Origin of the sequence: Leeuwenhoekiella aestuarii (genome assembly GCF_004104055.1) — a bacterium.
Classification (GTDB): domain Bacteria; phylum Bacteroidota; class Bacteroidia; order Flavobacteriales; family Flavobacteriaceae; genus Leeuwenhoekiella; species Leeuwenhoekiella aestuarii.
In genome coordinates, this window is sequence record NZ_QOVJ01000001.1 from 353,160 (window position 1) to 377,743 (window position 24,584).

Annotated in this window: 26 protein-coding genes; 12 read left to right on the forward strand and 14 right to left on the reverse strand. The window is 39.8% G+C overall.

The window, feature by feature from the left end:
* Positions 1-7: 7 nt before the first annotated feature.
* The 7 genes from DSM03_RS01545 to DSM03_RS01575 form a co-directional block, all read right to left on the reverse strand.
* Entirely contained in the window at positions 8-187 is a 180-nt protein-coding gene (locus DSM03_RS01545; RefSeq protein ID WP_128761614.1) for a hypothetical protein, read from the reverse strand.
* On the reverse strand, positions 165-377 hold the full coding sequence (locus DSM03_RS19080) for a hypothetical protein (protein ID WP_236638854.1): 213 nt from the start codon (positions 375-377) through the stop codon (positions 165-167). Before DSM03_RS19080 ends, DSM03_RS01545 begins: the two co-directional genes overlap by 23 nt.
* A 357-nt stretch (positions 378-734) precedes the next feature.
* Positions 735-1,370, reverse strand: a complete 636-nt coding sequence (locus DSM03_RS01555) for a hypothetical protein (protein ID WP_128761615.1) — start codon at positions 1,368-1,370, stop codon at positions 735-737.
* Positions 1,367-1,996, reverse strand: a complete 630-nt coding sequence (locus DSM03_RS01560) for a 7-cyano-7-deazaguanine synthase (RefSeq protein WP_128761616.1) — start codon at positions 1,994-1,996, stop codon at positions 1,367-1,369. Before DSM03_RS01560 ends, DSM03_RS01555 begins: the two co-directional genes overlap by 4 nt.
* Complete coding sequence (locus DSM03_RS01565) at positions 1,972-3,291, reverse strand: nucleoside 2-deoxyribosyltransferase (protein ID WP_161567085.1); 1,320 nt, start codon at positions 3,289-3,291, stop codon at positions 1,972-1,974. The genes DSM03_RS01560 and DSM03_RS01565 overlap by 25 nt, the downstream gene beginning before the upstream one ends.
* Positions 3,284-3,700, reverse strand: coding sequence for a hypothetical protein (locus DSM03_RS01570; protein WP_128761618.1), 417 nt, complete (start codon positions 3,698-3,700; stop codon positions 3,284-3,286). Before DSM03_RS01570 ends, DSM03_RS01565 begins: the two co-directional genes overlap by 8 nt.
* Before the next feature lie 40 nt (positions 3,701-3,740).
* Entirely contained in the window at positions 3,741-4,676 is a 936-nt protein-coding gene (locus DSM03_RS01575) for a 5'-nucleotidase (protein ID WP_128761619.1), read from the reverse strand.
* A gap of 412 nt (positions 4,677-5,088) precedes the next feature.
* On the opposite strand from DSM03_RS01575, the gene DSM03_RS01580 reads away from it, so the two are divergent.
* Together DSM03_RS01580 and DSM03_RS01585 are read left to right on the forward strand one after the other, a co-directional pair.
* Positions 5,089-5,598 carry a DUF1440 domain-containing protein gene (locus DSM03_RS01580; RefSeq protein ID WP_128761620.1) on the forward strand — a complete coding sequence of 170 codons (510 nt, stop codon included), beginning with the start codon at positions 5,089-5,091 and terminating at the stop codon, positions 5,596-5,598.
* 190 nt (positions 5,599-5,788) lie between these two features.
* Entirely contained in the window at positions 5,789-7,960 is a 2,172-nt protein-coding gene (locus DSM03_RS01585; protein ID WP_128761621.1) for an FUSC family protein, read from the forward strand.
* Between the two features lie 3 nt (positions 7,961-7,963).
* On the opposite strand, the gene DSM03_RS01590 is transcribed toward DSM03_RS01585, so the two are convergent.
* Both DSM03_RS01590 and DSM03_RS01595 read right to left on the reverse strand, forming a co-directional pair.
* A complete protein-coding gene (locus tag DSM03_RS01590) occupies positions 7,964-9,100 on the reverse strand; it encodes a methionine aminotransferase (protein WP_128761622.1) in 1,137 nt (378 codons plus the stop codon).
* Positions 9,100-9,672, reverse strand: coding sequence for a DUF3109 family protein (locus DSM03_RS01595; RefSeq protein WP_128761623.1), 573 nt, complete (start codon positions 9,670-9,672; stop codon positions 9,100-9,102). Before DSM03_RS01595 ends, DSM03_RS01590 begins: the two co-directional genes overlap by 1 nt.
* A 206-nt stretch (positions 9,673-9,878) precedes the next feature.
* On the opposite strand from DSM03_RS01595, the gene DSM03_RS01600 reads away from it, so the two are divergent.
* Together DSM03_RS01600 and DSM03_RS01605 are read left to right on the forward strand one after the other, a co-directional pair.
* The gene (locus tag DSM03_RS01600; RefSeq protein ID WP_128761624.1) at positions 9,879-10,451 is read left to right on the forward strand and encodes a MarC family protein; all 573 of its coding nucleotides are present in this window, start codon (positions 9,879-9,881) and stop codon (positions 10,449-10,451) included.
* A 9-nt stretch (positions 10,452-10,460) separates the two neighbouring features.
* On the forward strand, positions 10,461-10,682 hold the full coding sequence (locus DSM03_RS01605) for a hypothetical protein (protein WP_128761625.1): 222 nt from the start codon (positions 10,461-10,463) through the stop codon (positions 10,680-10,682).
* 17 nt (positions 10,683-10,699) lie between these two features.
* Here the strand turns inward: DSM03_RS01605 and DSM03_RS01610 are convergent, their stop codons facing one another.
* The 4 genes from DSM03_RS01610 to DSM03_RS01625 form a co-directional block, all read right to left on the reverse strand.
* Positions 10,700-10,993, reverse strand: a complete 294-nt coding sequence (locus DSM03_RS01610) for a hypothetical protein (RefSeq protein WP_128761626.1) — start codon at positions 10,991-10,993, stop codon at positions 10,700-10,702.
* Positions 10,993-12,582 carry a S41 family peptidase gene (locus tag DSM03_RS01615; protein ID WP_128761627.1) on the reverse strand — a complete coding sequence of 530 codons (1,590 nt, stop codon included), beginning with the start codon at positions 12,580-12,582 and terminating at the stop codon, positions 10,993-10,995. Before DSM03_RS01615 ends, DSM03_RS01610 begins: the two co-directional genes overlap by 1 nt.
* Positions 12,582-13,022 (reverse strand): deoxycytidylate deaminase, encoded by a 441-nt coding sequence (locus tag DSM03_RS01620; protein ID WP_128761628.1) that lies wholly within the window; start codon positions 13,020-13,022, stop codon positions 12,582-12,584. The genes DSM03_RS01615 and DSM03_RS01620 overlap by 1 nt, the downstream gene beginning before the upstream one ends.
* An 87-nt stretch (positions 13,023-13,109) precedes the next feature.
* A complete protein-coding gene (locus DSM03_RS01625; RefSeq protein WP_128761629.1) occupies positions 13,110-13,694 on the reverse strand; it encodes a HupE/UreJ family protein in 585 nt (194 codons plus the stop codon).
* Positions 13,695-13,823: 129 nt separating this feature from the next.
* Between DSM03_RS01625 and DSM03_RS01630 the strand changes: the two genes are divergently transcribed.
* Complete coding sequence (locus DSM03_RS01630; protein ID WP_128761630.1) at positions 13,824-14,273, forward strand: hypothetical protein; 450 nt, start codon at positions 13,824-13,826, stop codon at positions 14,271-14,273.
* Positions 14,266-15,276 carry a YihY/virulence factor BrkB family protein gene (locus DSM03_RS01635; protein ID WP_128761631.1) on the forward strand — a complete coding sequence of 337 codons (1,011 nt, stop codon included), beginning with the start codon at positions 14,266-14,268 and terminating at the stop codon, positions 15,274-15,276. The genes DSM03_RS01630 and DSM03_RS01635 overlap by 8 nt, the downstream gene beginning before the upstream one ends.
* On the opposite strand, the gene DSM03_RS01640 is transcribed toward DSM03_RS01635, so the two are convergent.
* The gene (locus DSM03_RS01640) at positions 15,266-16,327 is read right to left on the reverse strand and encodes an endonuclease/exonuclease/phosphatase family protein (protein WP_201740393.1); all 1,062 of its coding nucleotides are present in this window, start codon (positions 16,325-16,327) and stop codon (positions 15,266-15,268) included. The two genes, DSM03_RS01635 and DSM03_RS01640, sit on opposite strands and share 11 nt — an antisense overlap.
* A gap of 90 nt (positions 16,328-16,417) precedes the next feature.
* Here DSM03_RS01640 and DSM03_RS01645 point away from each other — a divergent pair, with 90 nt between their 5' ends.
* From DSM03_RS01645 to DSM03_RS01670, 6 genes are all read left to right on the forward strand, one after another.
* Positions 16,418-19,258: a carboxypeptidase-like regulatory domain-containing protein gene (locus DSM03_RS01645; RefSeq protein ID WP_128761632.1), complete on the forward strand. Its 2,841-nt coding sequence runs from the start codon at positions 16,418-16,420 to the stop codon at positions 19,256-19,258.
* Positions 19,259-19,293: 35 nt separating this feature from the next.
* Entirely contained in the window at positions 19,294-20,700 is a 1,407-nt protein-coding gene (locus DSM03_RS01650) for a DUF5689 domain-containing protein (protein WP_128761633.1), read from the forward strand.
* 42 nt (positions 20,701-20,742) lie between these two features.
* Positions 20,743-21,402 carry a peptide deformylase gene (locus DSM03_RS01655; protein ID WP_128761634.1) on the forward strand — a complete coding sequence of 220 codons (660 nt, stop codon included), beginning with the start codon at positions 20,743-20,745 and terminating at the stop codon, positions 21,400-21,402.
* Between the two features lie 82 nt (positions 21,403-21,484).
* On the forward strand, positions 21,485-22,006 hold the full coding sequence (locus tag DSM03_RS01660) for a hypothetical protein (RefSeq protein ID WP_128761635.1): 522 nt from the start codon (positions 21,485-21,487) through the stop codon (positions 22,004-22,006).
* Complete coding sequence (locus tag DSM03_RS01665; RefSeq protein WP_128761636.1) at positions 22,006-23,868, forward strand: sensor histidine kinase; 1,863 nt, start codon at positions 22,006-22,008, stop codon at positions 23,866-23,868. The genes DSM03_RS01660 and DSM03_RS01665 overlap by 1 nt, the downstream gene beginning before the upstream one ends.
* Complete coding sequence (locus DSM03_RS01670) at positions 23,865-24,491, forward strand: response regulator (RefSeq protein WP_128761637.1); 627 nt, start codon at positions 23,865-23,867, stop codon at positions 24,489-24,491. Before DSM03_RS01665 ends, DSM03_RS01670 begins: the two co-directional genes overlap by 4 nt.
* Positions 24,492-24,584 lie beyond the last annotated feature (93 nt).

A 24,584-nucleotide genomic window follows, 5' to 3' on the forward strand; every position in this document is an offset into this window, starting at 1 on the left:
TCAAAATTTACGAGATAGCATCACTTTTTGACGGTGCTATCCGTTGAGATCTGATAAGATTTTGTAAGATACGGTACACTAAAAACTGACTCATCTCGCTGAGTACTGGTCCCCAGGCTGCCGCCAGTCTGTGGCGGGTGGTTAGCAATACGCGTATTGATCTATTAACCCATAAATCCCATGGCATCTGTTTTGATAACCGTAGGATCATCCTGAAAATTTCTGGCACTGGAGTACTTCCAAGCTATAGGATTGGTAACAAAACCAGATTTCACCAGATTGTTATGAATATATTCCAGTTTTTGTTTGATGACTTTACTCCTCCAAAGTTCAATGCGTTTATTGTGATGCTGCCAAAATGGATGTTTGAGTAACATTACCTTTATTTCCGGCAGCCCTTTCAAACATCCAAAGAAGCCATTCTTTGCTACGTTCCTGTGACTTTTCTAAAATAGCCTCAATCACTGCTTTTGATGTAAATTTTTTAAAATCTCTTATCAAACCTGAAGGATCATCATGTGCAGACAGAAGTTAACTACCTCAGGGCAAGCCTGTCTGTCCGACTAAGGCATCAATCCAATGGACGGTAGCCAAGGAAACGCAATAGGGCGCTGTAGGGTTGTGAACTTTATAAGTGCTACGCATCCTATTAAGATCAGGTTTTAGTGGCTCTGTTAACGCGCTTTATAAGCGCCACCAGTCACAGACTGGCGGTAGCGGGGGTCTACTTAATTTTAAAATTCCAATACATTTTGAAATGAGTTACCTGACATATAGTTCCAGATACTATAATCTATATCTCTTCTAGAAACATTTAGCATATCCGCTGTAAATTCTACTATTCGTTTAGCGCTTTGGTAACTATTGTAATCAATTTCAGCTTTATTCAAAAAATTAATGATATGTCTATCAACCGCAATTGTTTCAACATGCATAAGCTTAAAGAAGTAATCAATTGTTTTGTCACCAATTCCCGGTATAGATTTAAAATATTTTAAATTTGAACTATCATTTAAATAATCTAGTAATTCACTGGTAGTTTGTATAGAGCTTTCATCTAGAAAATTAATGACTGATTGAAATCTTTTTAATTTTATATGATTCTTCCAATTCAAAAAACTTTCTAAACCAACACTATTGATTGTAAAAATTAAATTTTCAAGGTTATCAGCTTCTTCAAAATTGTTGTACACTCTTAAAACTCTGGGCAAAACCACTGTTTTATAATTCAAACCGGCTTGTAAAATAATATCCGTCAAGACAGCTCCTAGATGGTTATTATAGAAACAAATATTGCTTCTAATTAAACTAAAGTCATGTTTACCCTCTATAAATTGAATTAATTTATTTATTTCAATATTTTGACTCATTCACTTAGTCTTTTCAAAGCTTCTAATCTATCAACGCAATTTGGACAAGCACCACAAGGTACATCCGGAGATGCCTGACAAGAAAAGGTTTTGCCTATTGGGGCTCCTAATTCAATTCCTAATTTCGCGACTTCAAATTTAGAATAATCTCTGAAGGGCATCTCGATTTTAACAGAGCCATAGTCTTTAAGAAGACTTTCCAAATTATTAAAAAAATCGTTTGAACAATCAATTTCTTTTGCGTGATTGCTGTTGATAAATGCAGAATATACGTTGTTCAAGCCTAATGTTCTAGCAAATGAGGCTGCAACGGTCAATATTAAAACATTCCGATATGGTATATATAAATCATCAGCAGTTATACTTTCTTCCCAAAGATTAGAAGCCTTTATGAATTTAGAATTTGAATATTTATAAATATCTGAAATATCTAATATTTCAATTTTACTTACGTATTGCTCAGGAAGTACTTTATTCAACCGATCTAATTCAGTCTTAAAACAATGCTGACCATAATTAATTATCAATGGAACAAATTCAACACATTTTTTCATAAATAAGTAACATAGAGTAGTCGAGTCTAAACCTCCAGAAACTAAAATCACTCCCTTTTTAAAGTCTTGCATATTTTAGAACTTTTAATAAATGTTTCACAAATTATTTCATCCATATTGTTTGTTACGAGGCTGCAAGAGTGTGTTAACATACAATTTTGAGCTAAGTTAAATGGATCGTAGAGCAAAACTGGTATTTGTTTTTCAGATGCAATTCCAATTTCAACTAGGGTTCCAGGGTCATTATATAACAATACACAAATGACAATTTTACATTTATTCAAAAGTCTAATATCTTCGTTGTAATACTGTTGCTTCTGTTGTGAAGAATCACTTTCTTTCATTTGACCATTTACTTTTATTGGTCTTATTGGTGAAAAATTATGATATAGTAAACTTTTTTCTAAGGTATCGATCAAACTAGTATCAACAAAGTCAAAATCAGGAGCCGCAATATAAATATTAATATCTTTTCTATTTTCCCAATTCAATATAGTGCCTTGTAGACCTACTAAATCATTAGTAGGTATTTTTAAAATTTTTTCAACTGAATTTTTAAAATTCATTGGGAATGTTGTGCTTGCATATTCCGCAGCAACAAAAGAAGCTAAGGCTAGATTCTCATCAACCTTACTATAAATAGCAGATTCAAAAATTGCATTAAAAACATCACCTACTCCTACCGAATGTTGAATGGGCATGGTTTGAGAAGAAACTTGATGGACTTTATCTTCAATAAAATCATAAAGCCTTGTTCCGCCTCTATTTTCTTTTAAAACTAGTTTTTCGCATAGTCTTTCAAATAGTGAAGCAAAAGTTTTAAAATCAAAATTATTGGTCTCTATATATTTTAAAAAAATCTTACTTGATGTTGATATAAATATATTTTTGAATTTAAAATTGAGAGCACATAAATCTTCTAGACTTAAATTTGCTACTTCAAGACTAATTGGATATACTCCCAGTTTTCCTAGAATTCTTGAAATATCATATTCCCCTGAAGTAATTAGAAAACTGTCGCATTTTGGCGACTCGAAATCCAAGTAATTATATCTGTTATTTTCTCTTAAGATTAAATCATATCCTTGATCACCAATTTCTCGAGCTTCCTCAATTAAAATTAAATTAGGAGCATTTAATGTGTCTGCAACTTTAAATAGTTTTGGGCTATCGTAATGATCAAAATAATTATGTATACGTTCATCAAGATATTTGGGAGAAATATATCCAAGACTGTAATTTGCCGAGATTGCCCATAGACCTCTTGCAGAATGTGATACTCCTCCGAGTCTCATCTTCAAATTTTCGTCTTTATTTTTTAGAGTCACATCAACTAAAATATCTCCTATTAGGCAAATATTATGCATTTGGCGAAACATTTATGATAATTGAATTAATTGGTGTTGTTGATGTGTTTGAGACTAATCCAGAATAGGTATTTTCTGTCAAACATTGACGTAAATAATTATACTTGGTTGGTAGATTTCCAATTTCCTCATTATCTATTAAGGCAACTATTCTGTGCCCATTGAACTCTATAATTGCTTCCGTATTAACGTTAGGTAGATGCTGTTTTGAACTAAAATATTGAGATGAATCAACATCTTCTAACTCCGTCCTAAATGCTCTATTGCATTTGTTTTCTAACGATTCTCCACCTTGCTTAGAATCACCCCCTGAAAATCCCTGATAATCAGTAAAATTACCTGACCCTGTACTGCCCATTGATTTAGTTTTTAAATTATTAATTATTTTTTGGTTAGATGTTTGTGACATTTATTTGAGAAAAGAAAATCCTTTCTACAGTAGAGTTTTATTAATTATCCCTTTGGTCGTAAATTTTTAGTGGTGAATCTGTCTTATAAAGTACTTTACCAGAAGGAACTACTTTACTAGAACCATTTAAATGCGTTTCTTGGTCATCAAAAAATATATGAGCCCCAAAAGCTTCCAATACTTTATCTTTTGATAACCCTCCCATAAAATATGCTTCATCTACATATACGCCCCAATGTCTTAAAGTTTTTACTACTCTCATATGACTTGGAGCATTTCTCGCAGTTACAATAGCTATTCTGAGAGGGGTAAGCTCTATTGTTGTCGGTAAAAATTCTTGAATTTTTGACAATTTTCTCAATAACTCTGCAAAAGGGCCATCATTTAAGGGAACGTCCTCATTTTTTGATTCATGCTCATGAAATGCATCAATACCTTTCTCTTTATAAATTTGCTCTGATTCTTCTGAAAAAACGACTGCATCTGCATCAAAAGCAAATTTAACTCTATCAACCTCTGGCATATAGTTTTTAGGAGGATCATAAATTAAAGCCGTAGCGCAATTAGATGTATCGCTCAATTTCTGAACATCCTTCTCATCTTTTGAAAGAAATAAATCAACATCAAATGCATCTATAAAAGGAGATAGAGGTTCACCTCCTGAAAATGCACATCTAGTAATTGAAAGATTAAAATGTTTAATTGACTTTAAAACTCTCACCCCCGTTTCAGGACTATTTCTTGACATCACTACCACCTCTACAATTTGCTTAGATGCAATATCATTTAACTTAAGTAGACTTTTAATCAATGGAAATGCCGTGCCCTCACTAAGTAATTCATCCTCATGCTCAAGCTGATATTTTCTAAAGGCAGCTATATTTTCATTTTTAAATATTTCATTTTCCTTTTCCAAATTAAATAAAGCTCTTGATGATACACCAACCACTAGTATTTGAGAAAAATCTAAAGGCATATAATTAAATTTTATTGTTAAATAGAGAGCGAATTCTAAATAATCACACGAATAATATTCGTTATAAAAATTTAAATCAAATACTCCCCCTAAATCTACCCCAAAATCCCCAAACCCCTTTACACAATTCTGTAATTAGCAATCCATAAGCCGCTAAACCCTACAATTTGGGGGTATTTCCCCTCGGGTTTGCTTCGCCCTTTATCCATTGATCACCCATAGTTTCTCCATTGTTTTACCATTAAAGCCCAGTGTTTATGGGTTATTAATGGAGGATCAATGGACAATCTATGCGTAAACCCCTAACAATACCCCTAAAAAAGCCGCAGCGGTGCAGGTGTCAAAAACGTGTTAAACCCCAACGGCTTGTTGCGCAACCTTCATAACTTTATACTTTAATACACTAAGATTTATGAGCAACGCACTGGAAGCCTGGTTAGAAAAAGATACGTTTACTTCTAATGTAAGCCGCGGGTTGATTTCCGGGGTTTTGGGAGGTATTGCCGGAACCGTGGTAAAATCTGCTATTGAAAAAGTACTGCCGGTACGCAAACCCAATACGCGTTCTGCTCAGGTTAAAATGGTAGATGATCTCTCGATGCAATTAACGGGAGAACGCATCAGCGAAAGCAATCACGAACTCGCAGAGCAATTGGTGAATATTCCGTTTGGGGCCAGTCTGGGTGCTACTTATGGTTATGCGAAACGCGATAAGCTCGATACCAATATTCTAGACGGTTTGGCCTATGGCGCAACCACCTGGGTAGGTACGCACGAGACTTCGTTACCCCTATTGGGTCTTAAAGACAATCCTACGGAAATTCCGGTAAGAATACAGATCAACGAGTTGATCGCCCATGCAGCCTTTGGGATCACGACCGAAATCGTACGGGGTATTATTGCAAAAAAACTCAGGGAGTAGCATAATGTCCTAACTTGCATACCTAAAGAACCGCCTCAAAATAAGGCTGTAAAGCGTATATAAAACTACCAAACAGAGTTTGCTGAAGCTTTAGGCTTCTACCCGCTTTGACGGATCAGGAAGTTGAATACCGCTTAAAACAGGTTTACCCGATCATCGGGAAGGCGTACACTCCAGAAGCACGGGACTAGTGAATTTAAAAGAGTATAGCGCAAAGATTCTCCGTTTTATCAACAGCACCGATTTCACTAAAGCGCTGTTGATAACCGCTGGTTTAGTGATTCCTATTTTAACGGGCTATCTTTTAGACGCACTCAGCGTGGGACTCGCCATAGGTACCGGGGTCATGTTTAGTTCGCCAAGTACCGTAACCGGAAGTCTGAAAAACAAACGCATCGGTATTGTAATTTCGGCTGTGCTGGGCGCACTCATCAGCCTTATAGGCAGTTATATTCCTCAAGTATACTGGGTACAATTACCCTATCTGGGGATCAGTATGTTTGCCCTTTCGCTGCTTTCGGTTTACGGGTTTCGAGCATCGCTCATCGGTTTTGCCGGACTCTTTGCTGTGGTCTTGAGCTTTGCGAATTTATCAGCCTCCGGTTTAAGTCCGGTAGAACGTTCTGTGTTCATTTTAATAGGGGGAATCTGGTATTTGATACTCACCCTTATCCATGACTTCATCGCCCCTAAAAAACAAATAGAAGAGCTTTTAGAAACAGCAGTAGCCTTGTGCGCCGGTTATATTGAAGCACGCGGCGAATTCTTAAAGCAAGCTACCGATCGGGACACCGGACTCAATCGCTTATTTACCATTCAAAGCGAGTTTAATGAGCATCTGGAAAAATTAAGGGAGATCTTACTCATCAACCGACATGCTTCCGGAACCTCCAGCTATTACCGAAAGCGCTTTCTCATCTTAGGCGAACTCGTAGATCTATCGGAGCTCTCGCTTACCAGTCCCATTCCGCCGCGCAAAATGCATGACGTTTTAAAAAATTATCCCGAACAACTGGAAGCCTTTATTCAGCTGAATAAAGCGCAAAGCGAAAGTTTAAAACGCATCGCCCATACCAATCTTAAAAAACACGATGTTAATTTAAGTCCGCTGGACACTGCCTTAAAAAACACGGCGCAAGCTCTGGAGCGCTACCTGGAAAACAACGCGTGGGACAGCAACTACCTGGTGATTAAGAACCTGTATGAATTACAGGAAAAACAAGCACAGCGCATTCTGAGCATTGCAGACCTTCTGGACCGCAACAAGAGCGTCAAAAGCATCAATTCTGATGCTTCTAAAGAGGCTGAACATTATATAACCAGGCAAGATTACAGCTTTCAATTGATCCTGCAGAACCTCAACCGGGACTCCCCCATCTTCCGGCACGCCTTGCGCATAGCCGTCACTGCAATACTGGGTTTTGGGTTAGGCAGCTTTTTTGACGTTCAAAACCCGTATTGGATTTTACTCACCATTGTGGTGATTATGCGCCCCGGTTATGGCCTCACCAAACAACGTTCTAAACACCGTATCATCGGCACGCTCCTTGGCGCCGCGGTAGCTACGGGGATTGTTTATGTTTTTCAGGATGATAAAATGCTCTTTAGAATTCTGGCTATTTTAAGCTTTATTTTGGCTCAGGCCTCTTTGCAAAAAAACTACCGTACGGCTGCACTTTTTATCACCTTGAGTATCATTTTTGCTTATGCCCTTTTAAAGCCCGATGTGCTTTTGGTAATTCAATACCGAGTGATCGACACCGCTCTGGGCGTAGTTCTTGCTGCACTGGCCAATGCTTTTTTATGGCCAACGAAAGAAGCCAAAACCCTTAAACAAAACCTTGCAGAAAGCCTGACAGCCAATCGCGATTACTTAAAAGCGATAGAAGTGCATTACGAGACTAAAGAAGCGATTGCGCTACACTATAAAATGGCTCGTAAAAAAGCATTTTTAGCAACTGCTGCTTTAAATGCGGGCGTACAACGCTTATTACAAGAGCCTAAAAGAACAGAAAAACTCACCGGGCAACTTTATGAACTGGCCGTACTCAATCACGCTTTTATAGGTGGATTAGCCTCGATAGGTACCTATCTTCGGGGGCACAATGTAACCCGTATGGATGATGCTTTTCACAACTATACCGCACCTATTTATCAGAATATGGATACGGCCATACACCTGCTGGAGCACAATACCAGCAATGCTGAAATGGTCACCGATACCGAAGCGTATTTTGGAAACTTATCATTTAAAGAAAAGAACGAGCAACTTTTTGAAACCCATATTCTCAGCGAACAATTAGAATCGCTTAAAAAACTGAGCGAGCAGTTTAACAAACACTTGAAAAATTTAAAAGGCTAGTTTTTAGATCGAATTGAGAATCGCAGCGGCTTTAAGCAGGGTTTTTTCTTCCTTAGCAAAGCAAAAACGCAGCAATTGATCGTCTTTCCCATCCACGTTAAATACTGAAACCGGAATACTTGCGAGTCCGTTTTCTTTAGTCAGGCGTTCTGCAAATTCGGGTGCAGGTTCTTCTGTAATTGCACTGTAATCCAACACTTGAAAATAAGTTCCCGCTGAAGGGGTAAATTGAAATCGCGAGTCTGCAATCGCCTCGATAAATACATCCCGCTTTCGTTGGTAAAACGCGGCCAGATCCAAATAATGCCGGGATTCTTCTAAATAGGTTGCCAAAGCGACCTGCGTAGGATGATGCACACAAAACACGGTGTTCTGATGTACGTTCCTGAATTCGTGCATCAATGCTTTAGGTGCCAGGCAATAACCGATTTTCCAACCGGTGGTGTGAAAGGTTTTGCCAAAGGAAGCGGTGATCAGGGAACGCTCTGCCAATCCCGGAACGCTTACGACGCTTTGATGCTGCTGGTTATCAAAAACAATATGTTCGTACACCTCATCACTCAAGATCAGGATATCTGTACCCCGCACTAATGCTTCCAGACGTTCTAAGTCGGCTTTCTGAAAGATCATCCCACTGGGATTGTGCGGATTGTTGATGATCAACATTCGGGTTTTTGGGGTAATAGCCGCTGCTACCGCATCCCAATTGATCGTAGTATACGGCGCTTCTAACTGCACCGGAACCGGAACACCCCCCTGTACTAAAATCGTAGGTTCGTACGTATCATAAGCCGGTTTCAATACAATTACCTCATCATCACGATGCACAAATGCGGTAATAGCCACATACAAGGCTTCAGAAGCACCCACGGTCAGGGTGATTTCAGATTCCGGATCGTAATACTTACCCCTTAGTTCCTGAACCAATGCTGCAATCTTTTCGCGTAGGCGTAAATTACCCGCTAACGGGGCATACTGATTGTGACCCGCTTGCATCGCTTCGGTTACCAGTTGGATCAAAGCCGGATCGGTATCAAAATCAGGAAATCCCTGAGAGAGGTTGAGCGCACCGTACTCGGCTGCCAGTTTACTCATCACTGCAAAGATAGAAAGCTTGCTATCGGGTAGTTTACTACGCATTAGTCTTTTCTAAAGTGGTCTGCTACCGCTTCCAACTCTTCATACCATTGCTCACCAAATTTACGGATCAATGCATCTTTAGTAAACTTATAAACCGGTACTTGCAGTTCTTTACCCAGGCTGCAGGCATCATCACAAATAGGCCATTTGTGGTAATTTACTGCCGTAAACTTTGAATACTCCTGCAAACGCACAGGATACAAATGACACGAAATAGGCTTTCTAAAGTCAACTTCACCGGCATTAAACGCATCTTCAATACCGCAAGATGCAACCCCTTCCTTGGTAAAGGTTACGTATGCACACTCAGCCCCGTTAACTAAAGGAGTTTCCAACTCCTCTAAATCGGTTTCAATATGCGTGCCTTGTGCCTCGATAGCCGCAATGCCTTCTTCCCGTAAAAAGGGTTTGACTTTAGGATAAATAGCTTTAAGAATAGCTACTTCGTTAGGTTCTAAAGGAGCCCCCGCCTCACCGGCAACACAACACTCCCCTTTACACGCGGAAAGATTACACACAAAATCCTTTTGAATGACCTCTTCTGAAACTATGGTTTGATCTATTTGAAACATAGCGCAAAGATACATTTTCTACAGAAGTGCGTCTGCGCATGAGCGCTTAAGATACTGCCCGATTTTAAATCATATAACAATCGCATTTTAAGGGGGTTTTAAGCGAAAAACCTTCAGGTTATCTCTATGTTAAATCTAGCCGTTAAACTTATTATATATCAAATAAATAGATGTAATTTTGCGCCCTCTTTAAAAAAAGGAACGATATGGCATTTGATATTAAAGAAATCGTAACGGCAACGATGATCTTGTTTGCAATTATTGATATCATCGGTAGCATCCCCATCATCATTGGTTTACGTGAAAAAGTAGGACACATTCAGAGTGAGAAGGCTTCTATTGTAGCTGCCGTTCTTATGGTATTGTTTTTATTTGTGGGTAAAGAGATCCTTACTTTAATAGGTATTGACGTAAACTCGTTTGCAGTAGCAGGTTCGTTTATTATTTTCTTCATTGCTTTAGAGATGATCTTGGGTATTTCACTTTATAAAGACGATGCTCCGGAGACTGCCAGTGTGGTCCCCCTTGCCTTCCCACTCGTAGCCGGTGCCGGCACCATGACCTCCTTACTTTCGATGCGTGCAGAGTATGCCGTAGAAAACATCATTGTGGCGATCATCATCAACATTCTTTTTGTGTATGCCGTCTTGAAAGCATCGGGAAGAATCGGAAAAATCCTAGGAAAACAGGGAATTAATATCATACGCAAAATCTTTGGTGTAATTTTGCTGGCGATGGCTGTAAAGCTGTTTACAACAAATATTCAAGGACTTTTTTAAATACACCCCATGAAAATCGCACTTTATATCATACTTGGCCTGGCAAGCGCATTGCTTATTTTTAATCTTACTAAAATTGATTATAGTGCTCCGTTTGAAGGAAATAGTATGGTAGGCGTTATTTCAGTTATCGCGTGTCTGTGTGCTATTTTGCTGGTTGTAATCCTGATGATCTCCAGAAAGATTGCTGTTAAAAACAAAGAATTAAAAAGAAAGCCCAAGAACCAATAAACGCAGGGTTGTTCTCTTTAAAGTAGCGTGACCAAAGTAGGATTTATAAACTCATATACGATACCGGCTAAAAAAGTAAATATCGCCAATACCAAAAAGATCTTGTGTAGTTTTTGAAAAACCAAAGTCCGCTTGAGCTTTTTGCGCATCTTCCGGTTTTCTATCTTAAGCATCTGCTCTTTGATCTCTTCTTCGGAAAGATAAAATGGACTCACAGAAATACCACTGGAAATCAATATGTTTGCACTGTTATCTAGCAATCTAAAAATCGCTGCAATGCAAAAGACAAATATGGAAGCTATGATAACCATTACTCGTTTCTACTTAAGGCTATTATTTTCTGAATAGCTGCATCTTCTTCATTAATAAGTTTTTCAAAAACCGTATTACCAAAAAGTTGCTGCGCCATTACGGCCTTAAGATACCGCTTTAAATCATTTTTGTAATCTTTTACCCGAATTTTAAGATTTCTACGGTTCATATACGTTACAAAATCCTGAATACTGGCATCAGATATAGTAACCTCCTCATTAAAAGCCTCTAACGACAGACTGTTGTAATACGGGCGGCGCTTTTCAATCAATTCAAAAATAAAGCGCGACATATATCCCGCGCGCAACGCATAGGTAATCGCTTCTTTCTCATAATTAGTATCCTTCGGGATAAACACATCCGGGATGATACCGCCACCTCCGTAAACCACTTTTCCTCCCGGAGTTACATACCGCAGACTGTCTGCTACGGTGATGCTGTCTACACTTTGCATCTCCCCGTTTTTATAGCGCGATAAGTAATCTTCATAGTAGGCTTTATTACCATCTGCATACGGGCGTTGAATGCTTCTGCCTGTAGGGGTATAGTACCGTGCAATAGTCAGGCGCACAGCACTACCATCACCCAACTCCATCTCGCGTTGCACCAGTCCTTTACCAAACGAGCGTCTTCCTACAATGACACCCCTGTCGTTATCTTGCAAGGCACCTGCAACAATCTCACTGGCCGAAGCAGAGTTCTCATTGATCAGGACATATACCTTACCTTGCTCAAACTCCCCTGCATCAGTAGCATACGCATTTTCTATTTTTCCCGTTTTGTTTTTAGTAAACAGAATGAGTTTATCTTCCTTTAAAAACTGATCGGCTATTTGTTCTGCCGCCGAAATATACCCTCCCGGATTACCGCGCAAATCTAAGATCAACTCTTTAGCTCCTTTCCGCTTCAGCGAAAGAATGGCTTTTTCAAACTCCTGAGGTGTACTTTCGGCAAATCGATTGATTTTGATATAGCCCAGCGTGTCGGTTGCCATATACGAAGCATCAACGCTTTTTAAAGGCACAACGGCACGGGTCACCGTAAAATCTAATAAACCCTTAACTCCGGGGCGCTTTACTTTAAGAGCCACCTTAGTGTTCGCCTTGCCTTTTAACTGGTTGGTAATCGAATCATCAGCAACAATAGCACCCGTTAAGGGTTGTCCATCTGCCGCTACAATACGATCGCCACCTCGAATACCTACTTTTTCACTAGGCCCGCCGGGAATGGCTTGTATGACAGCTATACTGTCTTTAAAATTGTAAAAGCTGATCCCGATGCCTACGAAGTCTCCTTTCATACTCTCGTTCACCTGCTGCAATTCGCTCGGGGGAATATACACGGAATGCGGATCGAGATTCTCCAGAATTCCATTTACAGTAACTTCAACAATAGAATCGGTATTTATAGGATCTACATACTCATAGTCGATGTAATCAATGAGCCGGTTGAGTTTTTCTTTCTTGGAGTTCCCCCCTAGAATGTTGGTGGGATTGTTGCTGTAATTAAACTGACTGCCAATGTAGATGCCCAAAGCGACAGCGACGCAGAAGAATATGGGTAGGTATTTTTTTTGGTAACCTGCCATTATTCGTCAATATTTTCAATACAAGCTACCTGTACTCCCGCGCGTTTTAAGAAATCAATTCCGCTGGGATCTTTATAGGCTTTATTAAAAACCACCCGTTTGATACCCGCCTGGTGCACCAGTTTACTGCATTCGGTGCAAGGAGACAAGGTAATGTAAAGGGTAGCCCCCACACAAGCCTGTGTAGAAGAAGCTACTTTGAGTATTGCATTGGCTTCCGCATGAAGCACATACCACTTGGTATAGCCCTCTTCATCTTCACATACATTTTCAAAACCCGTAGGGGTACCGTTATAGCCGTCAGAGATGATCATCTTATCCTTAACGATAAGCGCGCCCACTTGTTTTCTTTTACAGTAAGAAAGTTTTGCCCATTCGCGTGCCATACGTAAATAAGCGATATCGTACGTGCGTTGTTTATCTGAAGTAATTAAAGACATATATTTATAAAACCGTACTTGAAGTACAAGCTGTTAAGCTTGCGAAGATAAAAAACTTAAGGTGCATAACATCCTCTAAAAAATGCTTTACCACGGATAATTAGCCATTAACATTGGGATTACCATACCGATGACCACTGCCGAAATAAACAAACACCAGTCTCTCCTTGAAAATCTAAAGATCGTCTGACAGATAAAACCTAAGATCAAAACAACCAATACAATGATGATCTGAGCAGCTTCGATACCCAATCCGAATTCTAACAGCGGTAAGATTTTACTTGATAAATGCGCGGTCAACGATTTAAAAAAGGACGAGAAGCCTAACCCATGTATGAGCCCAAAGAAAAGTGCTGTAATAAACAATACGCCCAGTTTATCTTTATGAGCTCCTCTGCCGGCGGTAAATACATTGTATAACGCCGAGACAAAAATGGTAACCGGGATCAAAAACTCTATAATCCCCCGATCTACACTAACAACGCCATAAACAGCCAGAATCATTGCGGTCATATGACCTACTGTAAACAACGTAACCATTAAGAGCACACGCCTCCAATCTTTAAAGACATAAGGCACCGTCAATACAATTAGAAATAAAACATGGTCGTACGCCTTGTAGTCTAAAACATGCTCTAGACCTATTTTAAAATAAAACCAAAAATCTGACATAAATAAAACTTGCAATTTCACCAAAACTACAATTATTTCCCAAAGTTGCTGTGTTAAACGTTAAACTATGTCTAAACAGAAATCTAAAAAATTAAGGCTTTCGTAATTTCATTTTTTAAAACCAAACCTATGCATCGCTTCTCCAAACTTATAGCGCCCGTATTTCTCACACTCCTACTCGTAAGTTGCGGTGCAACACCCGGGTTTACCTCCAGTCAGGATACCACATTACCCAATGCACCAGACTATACGTATATAGATACGAAAGGCAATGTGTATTCCATCAGTACCAAAAAGCTCATTTACGATCCGGTTTCTGAAGACAATACGATAGACGGTTTGGATGATGAAGGCAGGCATCTGGAGTTGAATATAGCGCTTAATGATTATGCAAAAATGGCTGCCGCTTGTGAACAACAGTTAACCACTCCTCAGAAAGAACTTCCTGCGAATTATACCGGTTATGTGATTCCCACATTAACCCGAAAAACCGCTGAAGAAACGGAGCAAATCGACCTCAGCATCAAAGCGGTAGACGAACTGGATTATATCATAAAACCCTTTTTAAAAGATGAATAAACCCAAAAACCCCATACTCAAAAAAGGGTTTGAGTTTTTCATCTTTATGAAAAATACCTATCTGGCCTGGGATCGTAACGATCCCTTTGCCAAGAGTGCCATCATTGCCTATTACACCTTGTTCTCGCTACCTTCACTCCTCATGATTGTCACCTCAATCGCAAGCGCGTTTGTAGGTACAAAAGCGGTACAGGGGCGTATTCACGATGAAATCGCCCGTTTTATCAGTCCGCAAGTAGCCGTTTCTATTGAAGAAATGATAGGCAATGTCACCTTACAAGATGATAACTGGATCACGCTGATCATCAGTATAGCTGCATTGATTTATGGTGCAACCGGAGTCTTTTTTCAGATGAAGAAGACGATGAATACCATCTGGAATGTCACTGAAAAAAACCAAAATTTCAAACGCATGCTCATCAACCGGGCTATTGCTTTTGGGATGGTTTTGGTTTTAGGTTTTATGCTTTTGGTAGCCTTTGTAGTAACCATATTACTCAACTTACTCACCGATTATCTGGCGCAGTTCGCCCCCGTAATTACAGTCATTTTTGCCGATGCACTACGCTTTTTGATTTCGTTTATATTCATCGCATCACTTTTTGCAGCAATCTTTAAGATTTTGCCTGATGTCAAAATGGGTTACAAGACCACCGTTTTAGGAGCAAGTATTACGGCGATTCTTTTTCTAATAGGAGAAAGCCTGTTGGGCTATTATTTTTCCAGTAGTAATCCTGCTTCGGTATATGGTGGCGCGGCGTCTATTGTACTTATGCTGCTCTGGGTAAACTACACCTGCCTGATCTTGTTTTTTGGGGCTGAAATCACCGTACAATATGCATTGGTTAAAAAGCATAAGATCGTACCGAGTAAGCACGCAGAATTTGCGCATACTGAAGAAACCAAAGCCCTGCGCGAGAAACAAAAACAGCTTGATGCCGATAAAAAAAAAGCGATCGAATTAGCAACCAATCCTGAAGAACCTAAGGATCCTAATTCTTAACCTTGCGAATCAAACACACATAAACCGGAAAGTGGTCGCTGTAGCCACCAGTGTACATTCCGTTTGCAAAACTTCTAAACGGATAATCTTTATAGGCGCCACCTGGGGTCTGTAAAAACTGCTTGTTAAAAATACCCGCTTTATAATATTGAAAGCTGTCGTAGTCTTTTTTCAGCCAGGCCGAAGACAGTAAGATCTGATCAAAAAGATTCCAGCTGTCCCGATACGCAAGCGTGCCCAAACCCTGCTTTGCTAAAGCTTCCATCGGATTATAAACATCTTTAAGTCCCACGTGTTTCCGCTTTGCTTTTGCTTTTAAACCCTTCTTTACACTTTTATCTTTAGGATCATCATTAAGATCCCCCATGGTTATGATTTTAGCATAGGGTTCCTGACTCAAGATCGAATCAATGATCTTTCGGTTTAAAACAGCCGCTGCAACACGTCTGGCCTGGGTACGGGCTTCTCCTCCGCTTCGGGAAGGCCAGTGATTTACAATAATATGTACCCGCTCTCCGACGAGATTACCACTCACCAGTAATTGATCTCGGGTATAAATGCGTTTGTTTTCTCGTTCTGGATCCACGAGTTTTAGCTCATAAGCTTTACTGATAATAGGCTGAAAAACAGTTTTATCATACAAGAAACCCACATCTATACCCCGTCGATCGGGAGAATCGTAGTGTACGATTCCGTAGTCTGTTTTTTGCAATACCGGTTGACTGACCAGATCTTCAAGAACCTTACGGTTTTCAATCTCTGCAACCCCCAGAACCGCTGGTCCGTTTTCAGCTTCGGGAGGTCCTATTTGTGCAATCACCTCAGCCATTTTTGAAAGTTTATCTTCATAAATAGCTTCCGTCCACCGGTCTTTGCCTTCGGGAGTACGATCGTCATCAAAGGTTATGGGATCATTTTCGGCATCAAAAAGGTTTTCCAAATTGTAAAATCCCACCGTAACCAGCTGATAATCTTCAGGCTCCTGACTAAAAACCCACAGATTTGGGTTAAGAATGAACACAATAAGAACACTTAATCGATTTTTTAACATAACACACCTAAAATCAAACTGTTAAGTTAAACTAATTTTTAATTTAGATGTGTACGCCCCCGCTGAAAAACTGATTAATTCTTTTTCATTGTGTACAAAATACTATTTTTTATAACGCTAGTACTCAGCATAAAAACGGGTCTATCGCAAGAGATTCGCATCAGCGGAAACCTTAAAGACGCGACAACTGCTGCAGCTATTCCAGACGTCGTGGTCCGTATTCTAAAAACGGACATACAAACGTTAACCACCCCAGACGGAAGCTTTGAATTGAAAGGCAAACTCCCCGATGGAAATCAAACCTTGGTGTTTTCAAAGCAAGGCTATCTCGGGCTTCGGTTACCCGTAAGCCTTCATGAAAATCAGAAGTTGTATTTAGAGTATATCCCTTTAGAGGTAGATCTTGCTGAGGCGAATCAAAGCCTAACCTTAATCAGTCTTTCTGATATGCAGCTCAACGAAGATGAAGCTGCGCGTGATAATGTGGTTTCCGGACTTTTAGGTGCTACGAATGACGTATTTAGCAATGCGGCAGCTTTTGACTTTAGCGCTACCTTTTTTCGGCCCCGTGGTTTAGACAGCAAGTACAGCAGGGTGCTCATCAATGGTGTTGAACTCAACAAATTCAATACCGGGAGACCGCAATGGAGCAATTGGGGTGGACTCAATGATGTCATGCGCAATCGGGAGTTCAGTCCGGGAATTACTGCTAACGATTATACGTTTGGCGCAGCGGCAGGAACACTTCATTTTAATATGCAAGCTTCATCCTATCGCCGTGGCGGGCGAATCTCCTATGCTTATGCCAATCGTACCTATACCGGCAGAGCGATGGCGAGTTATACTAGTGGAGTTACTCAATCAAATTGGGCCTATTCCGTTTTGGCATCCAGTAGATTTGGGAAACAAGGTTATGTTGATGGGACGCTTTACGACGCCAACGCTTTGTTTATAGGGATCGAAAAAATACTTACTGAGCAACACAGCATCAACCTGTCCTTGTTGTATACACCCAATCGTCGCGGAAGAAGTACTGCATTAACTCAGGAAGTAATTGATCTGAAAGGAAATAAATACAACCCCAACTGGGGTTTTCAAAAGGGTGCACTGCGCAATGCCAGACTCAGAGAGATTCAAGAACCTCTTGCTATTTTGACGCACAACTGGAAGCTTCATACGAAAAACACCTTAACAACCAGTGTGGCGTATCAATGGGGGAAAACCAAAAACTCACGCATCGATTACACCGGAAGCACGCTTGTGATCAATACGAATGGTCAGGAAAGCTTTTTAGGAGGTGCTCGCAATCCCGCACCCAATTACTATCAAAATTTACCCAGTTATTTTCTCCGGTTTGATAATCCTACAGCCGCACAATACCAACAAGCGTATTTAGCTCAGGAAGAATTTACTACAGATGGCCAGTTGGATTGGGAAGCTTTATATAAAGCCAATCAAACTGCAGCAACAACCGGACTCAACACCATTTACGCCCTACAAAACGATGTAAATAGTGATCACTTAATTCAAGCCTCAAGTATATTAAACAGTAGGTTTTCTGAACATCTTGATCTGGATGCCCGCCTTTCAATTGCTCAGTTGAATAGTGCGAATTATGCAGAAATCGATGATCTTTTAGGGGGAAGTGTCTGGCTTGATATAGACAGTTTTGCCGAGGATGATAATACTACCGGTGGAGATCTTGCTCAAAGCGACCTCCAGCATCGCAACAGACTGGTTACCGAAGGAGATCGCTACAAATACAATTATTCGATTCTTGCTTTTAAAGCTTCAGCATTTACACAACTTCAAGGTAGTTACAACCACTTTGACTTTTATACGGGTTTGCAACTTACACAAACCAACTATCAGCGAGAAGGTTTGTATGAAAACGGATATTATCCCGGCACACAATCTTTAGGCAAAAGTGAAGCAGTCCATTTTACGACTCTCGATGCCAAAGGTGGGTTTACGTATAAATTCAACGGGAAACATTTTGCACAATTCAATGCCGGGGTGCTGGCTCAACCCCCTACTACAAACACCGTATTTACCAATGCCCGGCAAAACAACGCTGTTATCGAAAACCCTTTAGCAGAAAACATTTTGAATATGGATGCCAGTTACATCTATCGAAGTGCATTGTTTAAAGCACGATTAACAGGCTACTATCTCGATTTTACGAATGGAAGCGAAGTCTCGTATTTCTACACGCAGTCTTTGCAAAACCCCGTGATTGAAAACGGCAATGCCCTGGTACAAGAAATCACGACCGATATCTCTCGTCAAAACCTAGGGATAGAATTGGGTGCCGAATTCAAAGTATTGCCCACCCTTTCATTTAAAGTCGCAGCTGCCCTAAGTCAACATACGTACACGGGTAATCCCAAGGTTTATTACACCACTACTTTAGTTAATGACCCCCTTGTTTTTGGAGACGGCCGGGTAAAGCTTAAAAATTACCACGTTTCCGGGGGACCCGAGCAAGCACTGCAGCTAGGTTTTGATTATCGGGACCCGGATTTCTGGTGGTTGGGTGGCAGTTTAAACCGGTTTGCGAATGCGTATGTAGACGTGAGTTATTTGCGCCGGTCTGCTGCATTTAGCTCAGACTATGACGGACTCCCTGTTAACGACTACAATCCTGAAATTGCTGCAGGATTCCTGCAGCAAGAACAACTCGACTCGTATTATTTGATCAATCTCGTGGGAGGAAAATCATGGCGCATCAAAGACTATACCCTTGGCTTTTTTGCTTTGGTCAATAATCTGTTGAATACCCGATATAAAACCGGTGGTTTTGAAGATTCTCGCATTGGTGATTATCGAAGTCTTCAGGAAGAACAAAACAGGCAAACACCCTTGTTTGGCAACCGCTACTTTTTAGGCTATGGAACAACCGTATACGCCAATTTTTACATTCGGTTTTAATGATCGCTTTCGCGGAAGCATAAAATAACAGTATTATGAAAGCTCTTACTTATTTAAATATTCTACTCGTTTTAAGCACACTAAGCTGCGTCACCAATGAATTTGAAGTTCCAGATACTTCACTACCAGAGGTGGTACCGGAAGGTACCGAGGTACCTATTACTTCTGTAATTAACAATCTTACCCAAAGCACAGAACCCATTATCGAATATGAAGACTCAGACACCTACCTTACCGGTTATGTAATCAGCAGTGATGTGGCGGGTAATTTTTATCACGAACTGGTCATACAAGATGCTCCTGAGAATCCACAGGGGGGAATCACCATTCAGCTGAATCAAAACGCCATCTATACCCTTTTTGAACCCGGTCGTAAAGTCTATGTTTATCTTGACGGACTCGCAGTCACAACTGAAAATGGCATTGTACAGCTGGGCATACGAGACGGTAATGGGATCACTGATATTCCGAATTCCTTAATCGCTAAACATATTTTAAGAACCACCGAGGTTGCAACGCTAGTACCACTACCCCTTTCCATCGCCGACTTTTCTGAAGGCTATGAGAATTTATTCATCAGTCTTGAACATGCCCAATTTAATCGGGATGAAGTCTTGAGGGAGTCTATAAAAACCTTCGCCGGGGAGGTGACCGATGAATTTGATGGTATTAGGCTTTTAGAGACCTGCGATGCACGAGGCAGAACCCTGGTTAGCACCAGTACGTTTGCCAAGTTTAAATCTGTTGCACTCCCCACAGGAAGCGGAACCATTCAAGGAGTATTGAGTCGGGATTTTTACGATGACTTTTACATCATTCGCATCAACACCACAGCAGCTATTGATTTTACCAATGCTGAGCGGTGTGATCCTGTCGAACTCAAATGTGGTCTTGCAGAAGTTTTAGGAACAGCACTTCTTTTTGAAGATGACTTTAGCGAACAAACCCGTAATAATCCCATAGAAGGCAACGGCTGGACCAATTTTATAGAGTATGGGATTCAAGCCTGGGAAGCGTATACCGCAACCGGTAATAATGCTTCACAGGGAGTTTCTGCACGTATTGATTCGTATCAATCTGGTGATGCTCTGAGTGTTTGTTGGTTGGTCACACCGGCAATTGATTTAGCTTCTAACACCCATGTGAGAATCAGGTTTGAAACCAGTAGTAGTTTTGCAGACGGTAGTGATCTTGAAGTGTTGTTCAGTTCAGATTGGGATGGCGATGCAGCAACAATCACTCAGGCCAACTGGTCTATTCTGGGTGACGCATTTGTAATTCGTGATCAGGATTTCTTTGGAGATTGGTACAGTTCTGGCATCGTGAATTTATCTTGTGCTACCGGTGAAACCGGTTATGTAGCTTTTAAATATACCGGCAGTACACATGATGACTTTGATGGAACCTATCAGCTTGATAACATAAGTATTACGGCAGACTAAGCAATAAAAATGCTATTTTTAGAAAACTAAAACCTGCATATTTTGATTAAAACTACCCTACTCAGTTTACTTCTTAGTTGTTGTATTGCCTGTAATTCTAAACAAGATACAACTCAAAAAACTCCTCGGTTTACAGCAGAACAAGCGCAGCTCATTATGGCTGCAGACTCGGTCACTCCCATGCGTGTCTTTAAAATCACTAAAAAAAGTGATTCGCTGTTGCTGCGTACTCCCAGCGAAAAAGTGATCGTAGATCCTAACGACACCATTCTTAAAACCCTCATTGCACGAATGTATGCTACAGTACGCGACAGCCTTTCTTTGGGTGCGGGCATTGCTGCTCCACAAGTAGGGGTCTTAAAAAACATCGCCTGGGTACAGCGTTTTGACAAAGAAGGTTTTCCTTTTGAAGTCATCATCAATCCTGTGATCAAGCAGTATTCTAAAAAGAAACAAGACTGCCCGGAGGGCTGCCTGTCTATTCCCGGGAGGCGAGATACCTTATCCTCAAGAGCTTATGCCATTATGGTAGCATATGACAAGCCCGATGCTACTCATGAAATCGAAATGGTTGAAGATTTTACAGCTGTGGTGTTTCAGCATGAAATCGATCATTTAAACGGTATTCTATACCTCGACCATTTAAAACAGGAGGTTAAACACGCAGAAGGCTTGATGACTTTAGACAGTCTTTCGAATTAAAAATACCGGTTAACGGGTATTTTAAGGTGATAAATAAAACCTTAATATCACTAGCAACTAATCCAAAAGAAAATAACTAATTATGGAGAACAAAAACTTTACAATTACACCAACAGGTTTACTTTACATTGGTGAAGATTCTGCAAATTTTAATCAGTTAATATATGCTTCTCAATTGTATGGGACCTTTTTTGCTGTATATGCTAAAATTTCTAGCTCTAGAACAGAAAGCGATAAAACTGGTCGGCAGATTGATGAGATTACATTTAGAGTCGTAAACTATAAAGGTATTATTGATATAGGTCTTGAAAAAGCCGAGTATAATATTTCTACAAAAGAAATTGATCTATTTGTAAAAGCTTTAGGTAATACTTCTAAAGAAATAAAATGTAAGAATCTTAATAAACTTAGAAAAGAAAAAGAGGATATATTAGTATTTAGAAGACAGATAGAATACCTCCCTAATAGAAACAACAGTGGCGTTTTTGAGATTGAAAAATATTATCGCGATGGGACATTTACTCAAGAACGCCCTGATTATGAAAGCCATCCTATTGCTCCCGGCGCACGCTGTATGCTCTCAGAACTTAAAGTTTTGATTTAATGATTCGTTTGCTGTCTAAACTTTTTTTCTTTTTAGTTTTCAGTCTATCTTTTGGGCAGCAAACAGACTTTTCAAAATTTGACACCTATTTTCAGTTTTTAAAAGAACTCGAAAATCAGCAAGCAGTTGAGCAATTACAAACCATTGAAGACACTACTTATGCCATACCGCTTAAGACTTTTGCAAACCTTACCTACCAAGGTTTTATAGGTAAGGCGTCAACCTATACAGCTCTTTGTCAAGAGCGTGAAAGCAAAAATGCTTTTTTAAATACCGTATACCTGCTCAATACGGGCTATTATGCATTTTACTTTTCGCAAGACCGCACAGCAGCCTACCCCTATTTTTATGCTGCTTTAAAAAGTGCGAATCGCACCAAATATAAACCGCTTCAAAGGCGTTCACTGCGTGCTATTTTACAGTATTTTCATCATGAAATTGCCAGAAATAACAACAATTTTCAGGTTTTTTTAGATCACTATAAAAGTCTTATTAGTGATATTCACGATCAGGTTTACGTTCAGGTTTATGAAGTTATTTTTGATTCTTCTGTTTTGCACGTGCAATCGGCCTATCACAAAAAAGCTGCGCAACTAGAACTTTTAATTCCGCAACTAAAGCCTAATTGTAAGCTCTTGCCTAAGCTTTACTTAGAAATTGCGTTGTTTTATGAATTAACCGAAAACCTCAACAAATCTGCAGTTTATTACCAAAAGGTTTTTGATGAGGGAAAAGACATTCCGTATTACAACGACAACCGGTTTTCAGCAATAACAAAACTGGCGTATCTGGAGCATTTACAAGGAAGGTCTGAATCTGCACTAGAAAAACTAAAAGAAGTCTCATGTTGCTACAACCCGCAAGATTCCTTAAAAAATACCTTTTTTGTAGAATATTATCTCTCCAAATTTCACGAGGGTTTGAGCAATGATTCTTTAGCATTAGCGCATTATAAGTCGCACGTTGAAGCAGGTCACCAAATCAACTTTAGAGACAATTCTTTAGAAATATCAAGACTTCAGGTTGAATTAGAAACCGAAAAAAAAGCCAACGATTTATTGCTTGAAAGACAAGCCAAAAAGCGCTTTCTCCTAATTACTTTAGGGCTTTTGGCGCTGCTTGTTATCTTAATTCTTATTGGCTATCTCGTATTAACAAATAGCAAAAAACGTCGCAAACTGGCAGAGCAACAAAATGAATTGGAGAAAGAACGCGTAAAGAATCTTTTAAAAGAACAAGAGCTTACGAGTATTGATGCGATGATTGCCGGCCAGGAAAAAGAGCGCACCCGTATTGCCGGCGAATTACACGATGACCTTGGGGCTTTAATGACCAATTTGCGTTTGCATTTTGAATCCTTAAAGTCTTCGAGAGCTCCGCAGCTTTTTGACAAGACCGATGAACTCCTGAACGAAGCCTACCAAAAAGTACGAAGCATTGCTCACGCTAAAAATTCTGGGGTTATCGCCAATCAAGGTTTACTTAGAGCTGTAAAAGAACTGGCTCAAAAAGTCTCCCAACTAAACGGTCTGGAGATCGAAGTGGTACACCATGAGATGACCAACAGATTGGAGAACAGCCTCGAACTTAGCATTTTTAGAATCATACAAGAATTGATTACAAATATCATCAAGCACGCTCAGGCGACCAGCGCAACAATTCATCTTATCAATCACGGTGATAGCTTAAATATAATGATTGAAGATAATGGTGTTGGCTTTGAAACCCGGCACGTGCTTACACGCTCTTCGGGTATGGGAATAAGCAATATAGACCGCCGCGTAGAGCATTTAAATGGAAGCTTAACCCTAGAATCTGAACCCGGAAAAGGAACCACAGTTATAATAGATATACCGTTATGATACGATTAGGAATAGGTGAAGATCATCAGTCATTAATAGATGGTATTCAATTACTCATACAGGAAGAATCGCATATAGAATTGGTTTGCACGGCTATTGATGGTGAAGAACTGGTTGAAACCGTACGCAAAAAACAGCCCGATGTGATCATCACAGACATACGCATGCCTAAAATGGATGGCATACAGGCAACGAAAATTATCAAAAGTGAATTTCCTGATATAGCGGTTATAGCCTTTACCATGTTTGACCAGAATGACGCTGTGCAACAAATGCTTGATGCCGGTGCATCTGGATATATTTTGAAGAATTCAAGTTTACAAACGCTTAAAAAAGCGATAGAAACAGTTGCTGCAGGAGAACGCTTTTTTGATTCGCAGATAGATCTCAATTTTATGAATACAGCCAACAGCAGCACTTCAAAAAGTGGTTTACTTACTAAACGTCAACTCGAGATCTTGAATCTGATTGCTCAGGGCAAAACCTCTCGGGAAATCGCAGACGCTCTTTTTATAGGGGTTCATACGGTAGATACACATCGCAAAAACATGATGCGAATTCTAGAATTAAAAGGGAAAGGAGAATTGCTAAGGTATGCACTCGATAAAAAATATGATTTTTAAAAATCCAGATTCTTCGTATTAATAACAGTATAATAATCCTTTGAATTTCAATAAATACCAGATATCAGGTATTTTTAATAGACCTCTATTCAA

What these genes read in the sequence shown, in the direction of transcription:
- DSM03_RS01670 (WP_128761637.1), top strand. Translation starts at nt 23,865, where the DNA reads ATGATACGATTAGGAATAGGTGAAGATCATCAGTCATTAATAGATGGT.
- DSM03_RS01570 (WP_128761618.1), bottom strand. Translation starts at nt 3,700, where the DNA reads ATGTCACAAACATCTAACCAAAAAATAATTAATAATTTAAAAACTAAA.
- DSM03_RS01650 (WP_128761633.1), top strand. Translation starts at nt 19,294, where the DNA reads ATGAAAGCTCTTACTTATTTAAATATTCTACTCGTTTTAAGCACACTA.
- DSM03_RS01595 (WP_128761623.1), bottom strand. Translation starts at nt 9,672, where the DNA reads ATGTTTCAAATAGATCAAACCATAGTTTCAGAAGAGGTCATTCAAAAG.
- DSM03_RS01625 (WP_128761629.1), bottom strand. Translation starts at nt 13,694, where the DNA reads ATGTCAGATTTTTGGTTTTATTTTAAAATAGGTCTAGAGCATGTTTTA.
- DSM03_RS01565 (WP_161567085.1), bottom strand. Translation starts at nt 3,291, where the DNA reads ATGCATAATATTTGCCTAATAGGAGATATTTTAGTTGATGTGACTCTA.
- DSM03_RS19080 (WP_236638854.1), bottom strand. Translation starts at nt 377, where the DNA reads ATGTTACTCAAACATCCATTTTGGCAGCATCACAATAAACGCATTGAA.
- DSM03_RS01580 (WP_128761620.1), top strand. Translation starts at nt 5,089, where the DNA reads ATGAGCAACGCACTGGAAGCCTGGTTAGAAAAAGATACGTTTACTTCT.
- DSM03_RS01555 (WP_128761615.1), bottom strand. Translation starts at nt 1,370, where the DNA reads ATGAGTCAAAATATTGAAATAAATAAATTAATTCAATTTATAGAGGGT.
- DSM03_RS01560 (WP_128761616.1), bottom strand. Translation starts at nt 1,996, where the DNA reads ATGCAAGACTTTAAAAAGGGAGTGATTTTAGTTTCTGGAGGTTTAGAC.
- DSM03_RS01640 (WP_201740393.1), bottom strand. Translation starts at nt 16,327, where the DNA reads ATGTTAAAAAATCGATTAAGTGTTCTTATTGTGTTCATTCTTAACCCA.
- DSM03_RS01665 (WP_128761636.1), top strand. Translation starts at nt 22,006, where the DNA reads ATGATTCGTTTGCTGTCTAAACTTTTTTTCTTTTTAGTTTTCAGTCTA.
- DSM03_RS01620 (WP_128761628.1), bottom strand. Translation starts at nt 13,022, where the DNA reads ATGTCTTTAATTACTTCAGATAAACAACGCACGTACGATATCGCTTAT.
- DSM03_RS01545 (WP_128761614.1), bottom strand. Translation starts at nt 187, where the DNA reads ATGCCATGGGATTTATGGGTTAATAGATCAATACGCGTATTGCTAACC.
- DSM03_RS01575 (WP_128761619.1), bottom strand. Translation starts at nt 4,676, where the DNA reads ATGCCTTTAGATTTTTCTCAAATACTAGTGGTTGGTGTATCATCAAGA.
- DSM03_RS01610 (WP_128761626.1), bottom strand. Translation starts at nt 10,993, where the DNA reads ATGGTTATCATAGCTTCCATATTTGTCTTTTGCATTGCAGCGATTTTT.
- DSM03_RS01615 (WP_128761627.1), bottom strand. Translation starts at nt 12,582, where the DNA reads ATGGCAGGTTACCAAAAAAAATACCTACCCATATTCTTCTGCGTCGCT.
- DSM03_RS01630 (WP_128761630.1), top strand. Translation starts at nt 13,824, where the DNA reads ATGCATCGCTTCTCCAAACTTATAGCGCCCGTATTTCTCACACTCCTA.
- DSM03_RS01590 (WP_128761622.1), bottom strand. Translation starts at nt 9,100, where the DNA reads ATGCGTAGTAAACTACCCGATAGCAAGCTTTCTATCTTTGCAGTGATG.
- DSM03_RS01605 (WP_128761625.1), top strand. Translation starts at nt 10,461, where the DNA reads ATGAAAATCGCACTTTATATCATACTTGGCCTGGCAAGCGCATTGCTT.
- DSM03_RS01660 (WP_128761635.1), top strand. Translation starts at nt 21,485, where the DNA reads ATGGAGAACAAAAACTTTACAATTACACCAACAGGTTTACTTTACATT.
- DSM03_RS01600 (WP_128761624.1), top strand. Translation starts at nt 9,879, where the DNA reads ATGGCATTTGATATTAAAGAAATCGTAACGGCAACGATGATCTTGTTT.
- DSM03_RS01635 (WP_128761631.1), top strand. Translation starts at nt 14,266, where the DNA reads ATGAATAAACCCAAAAACCCCATACTCAAAAAAGGGTTTGAGTTTTTC.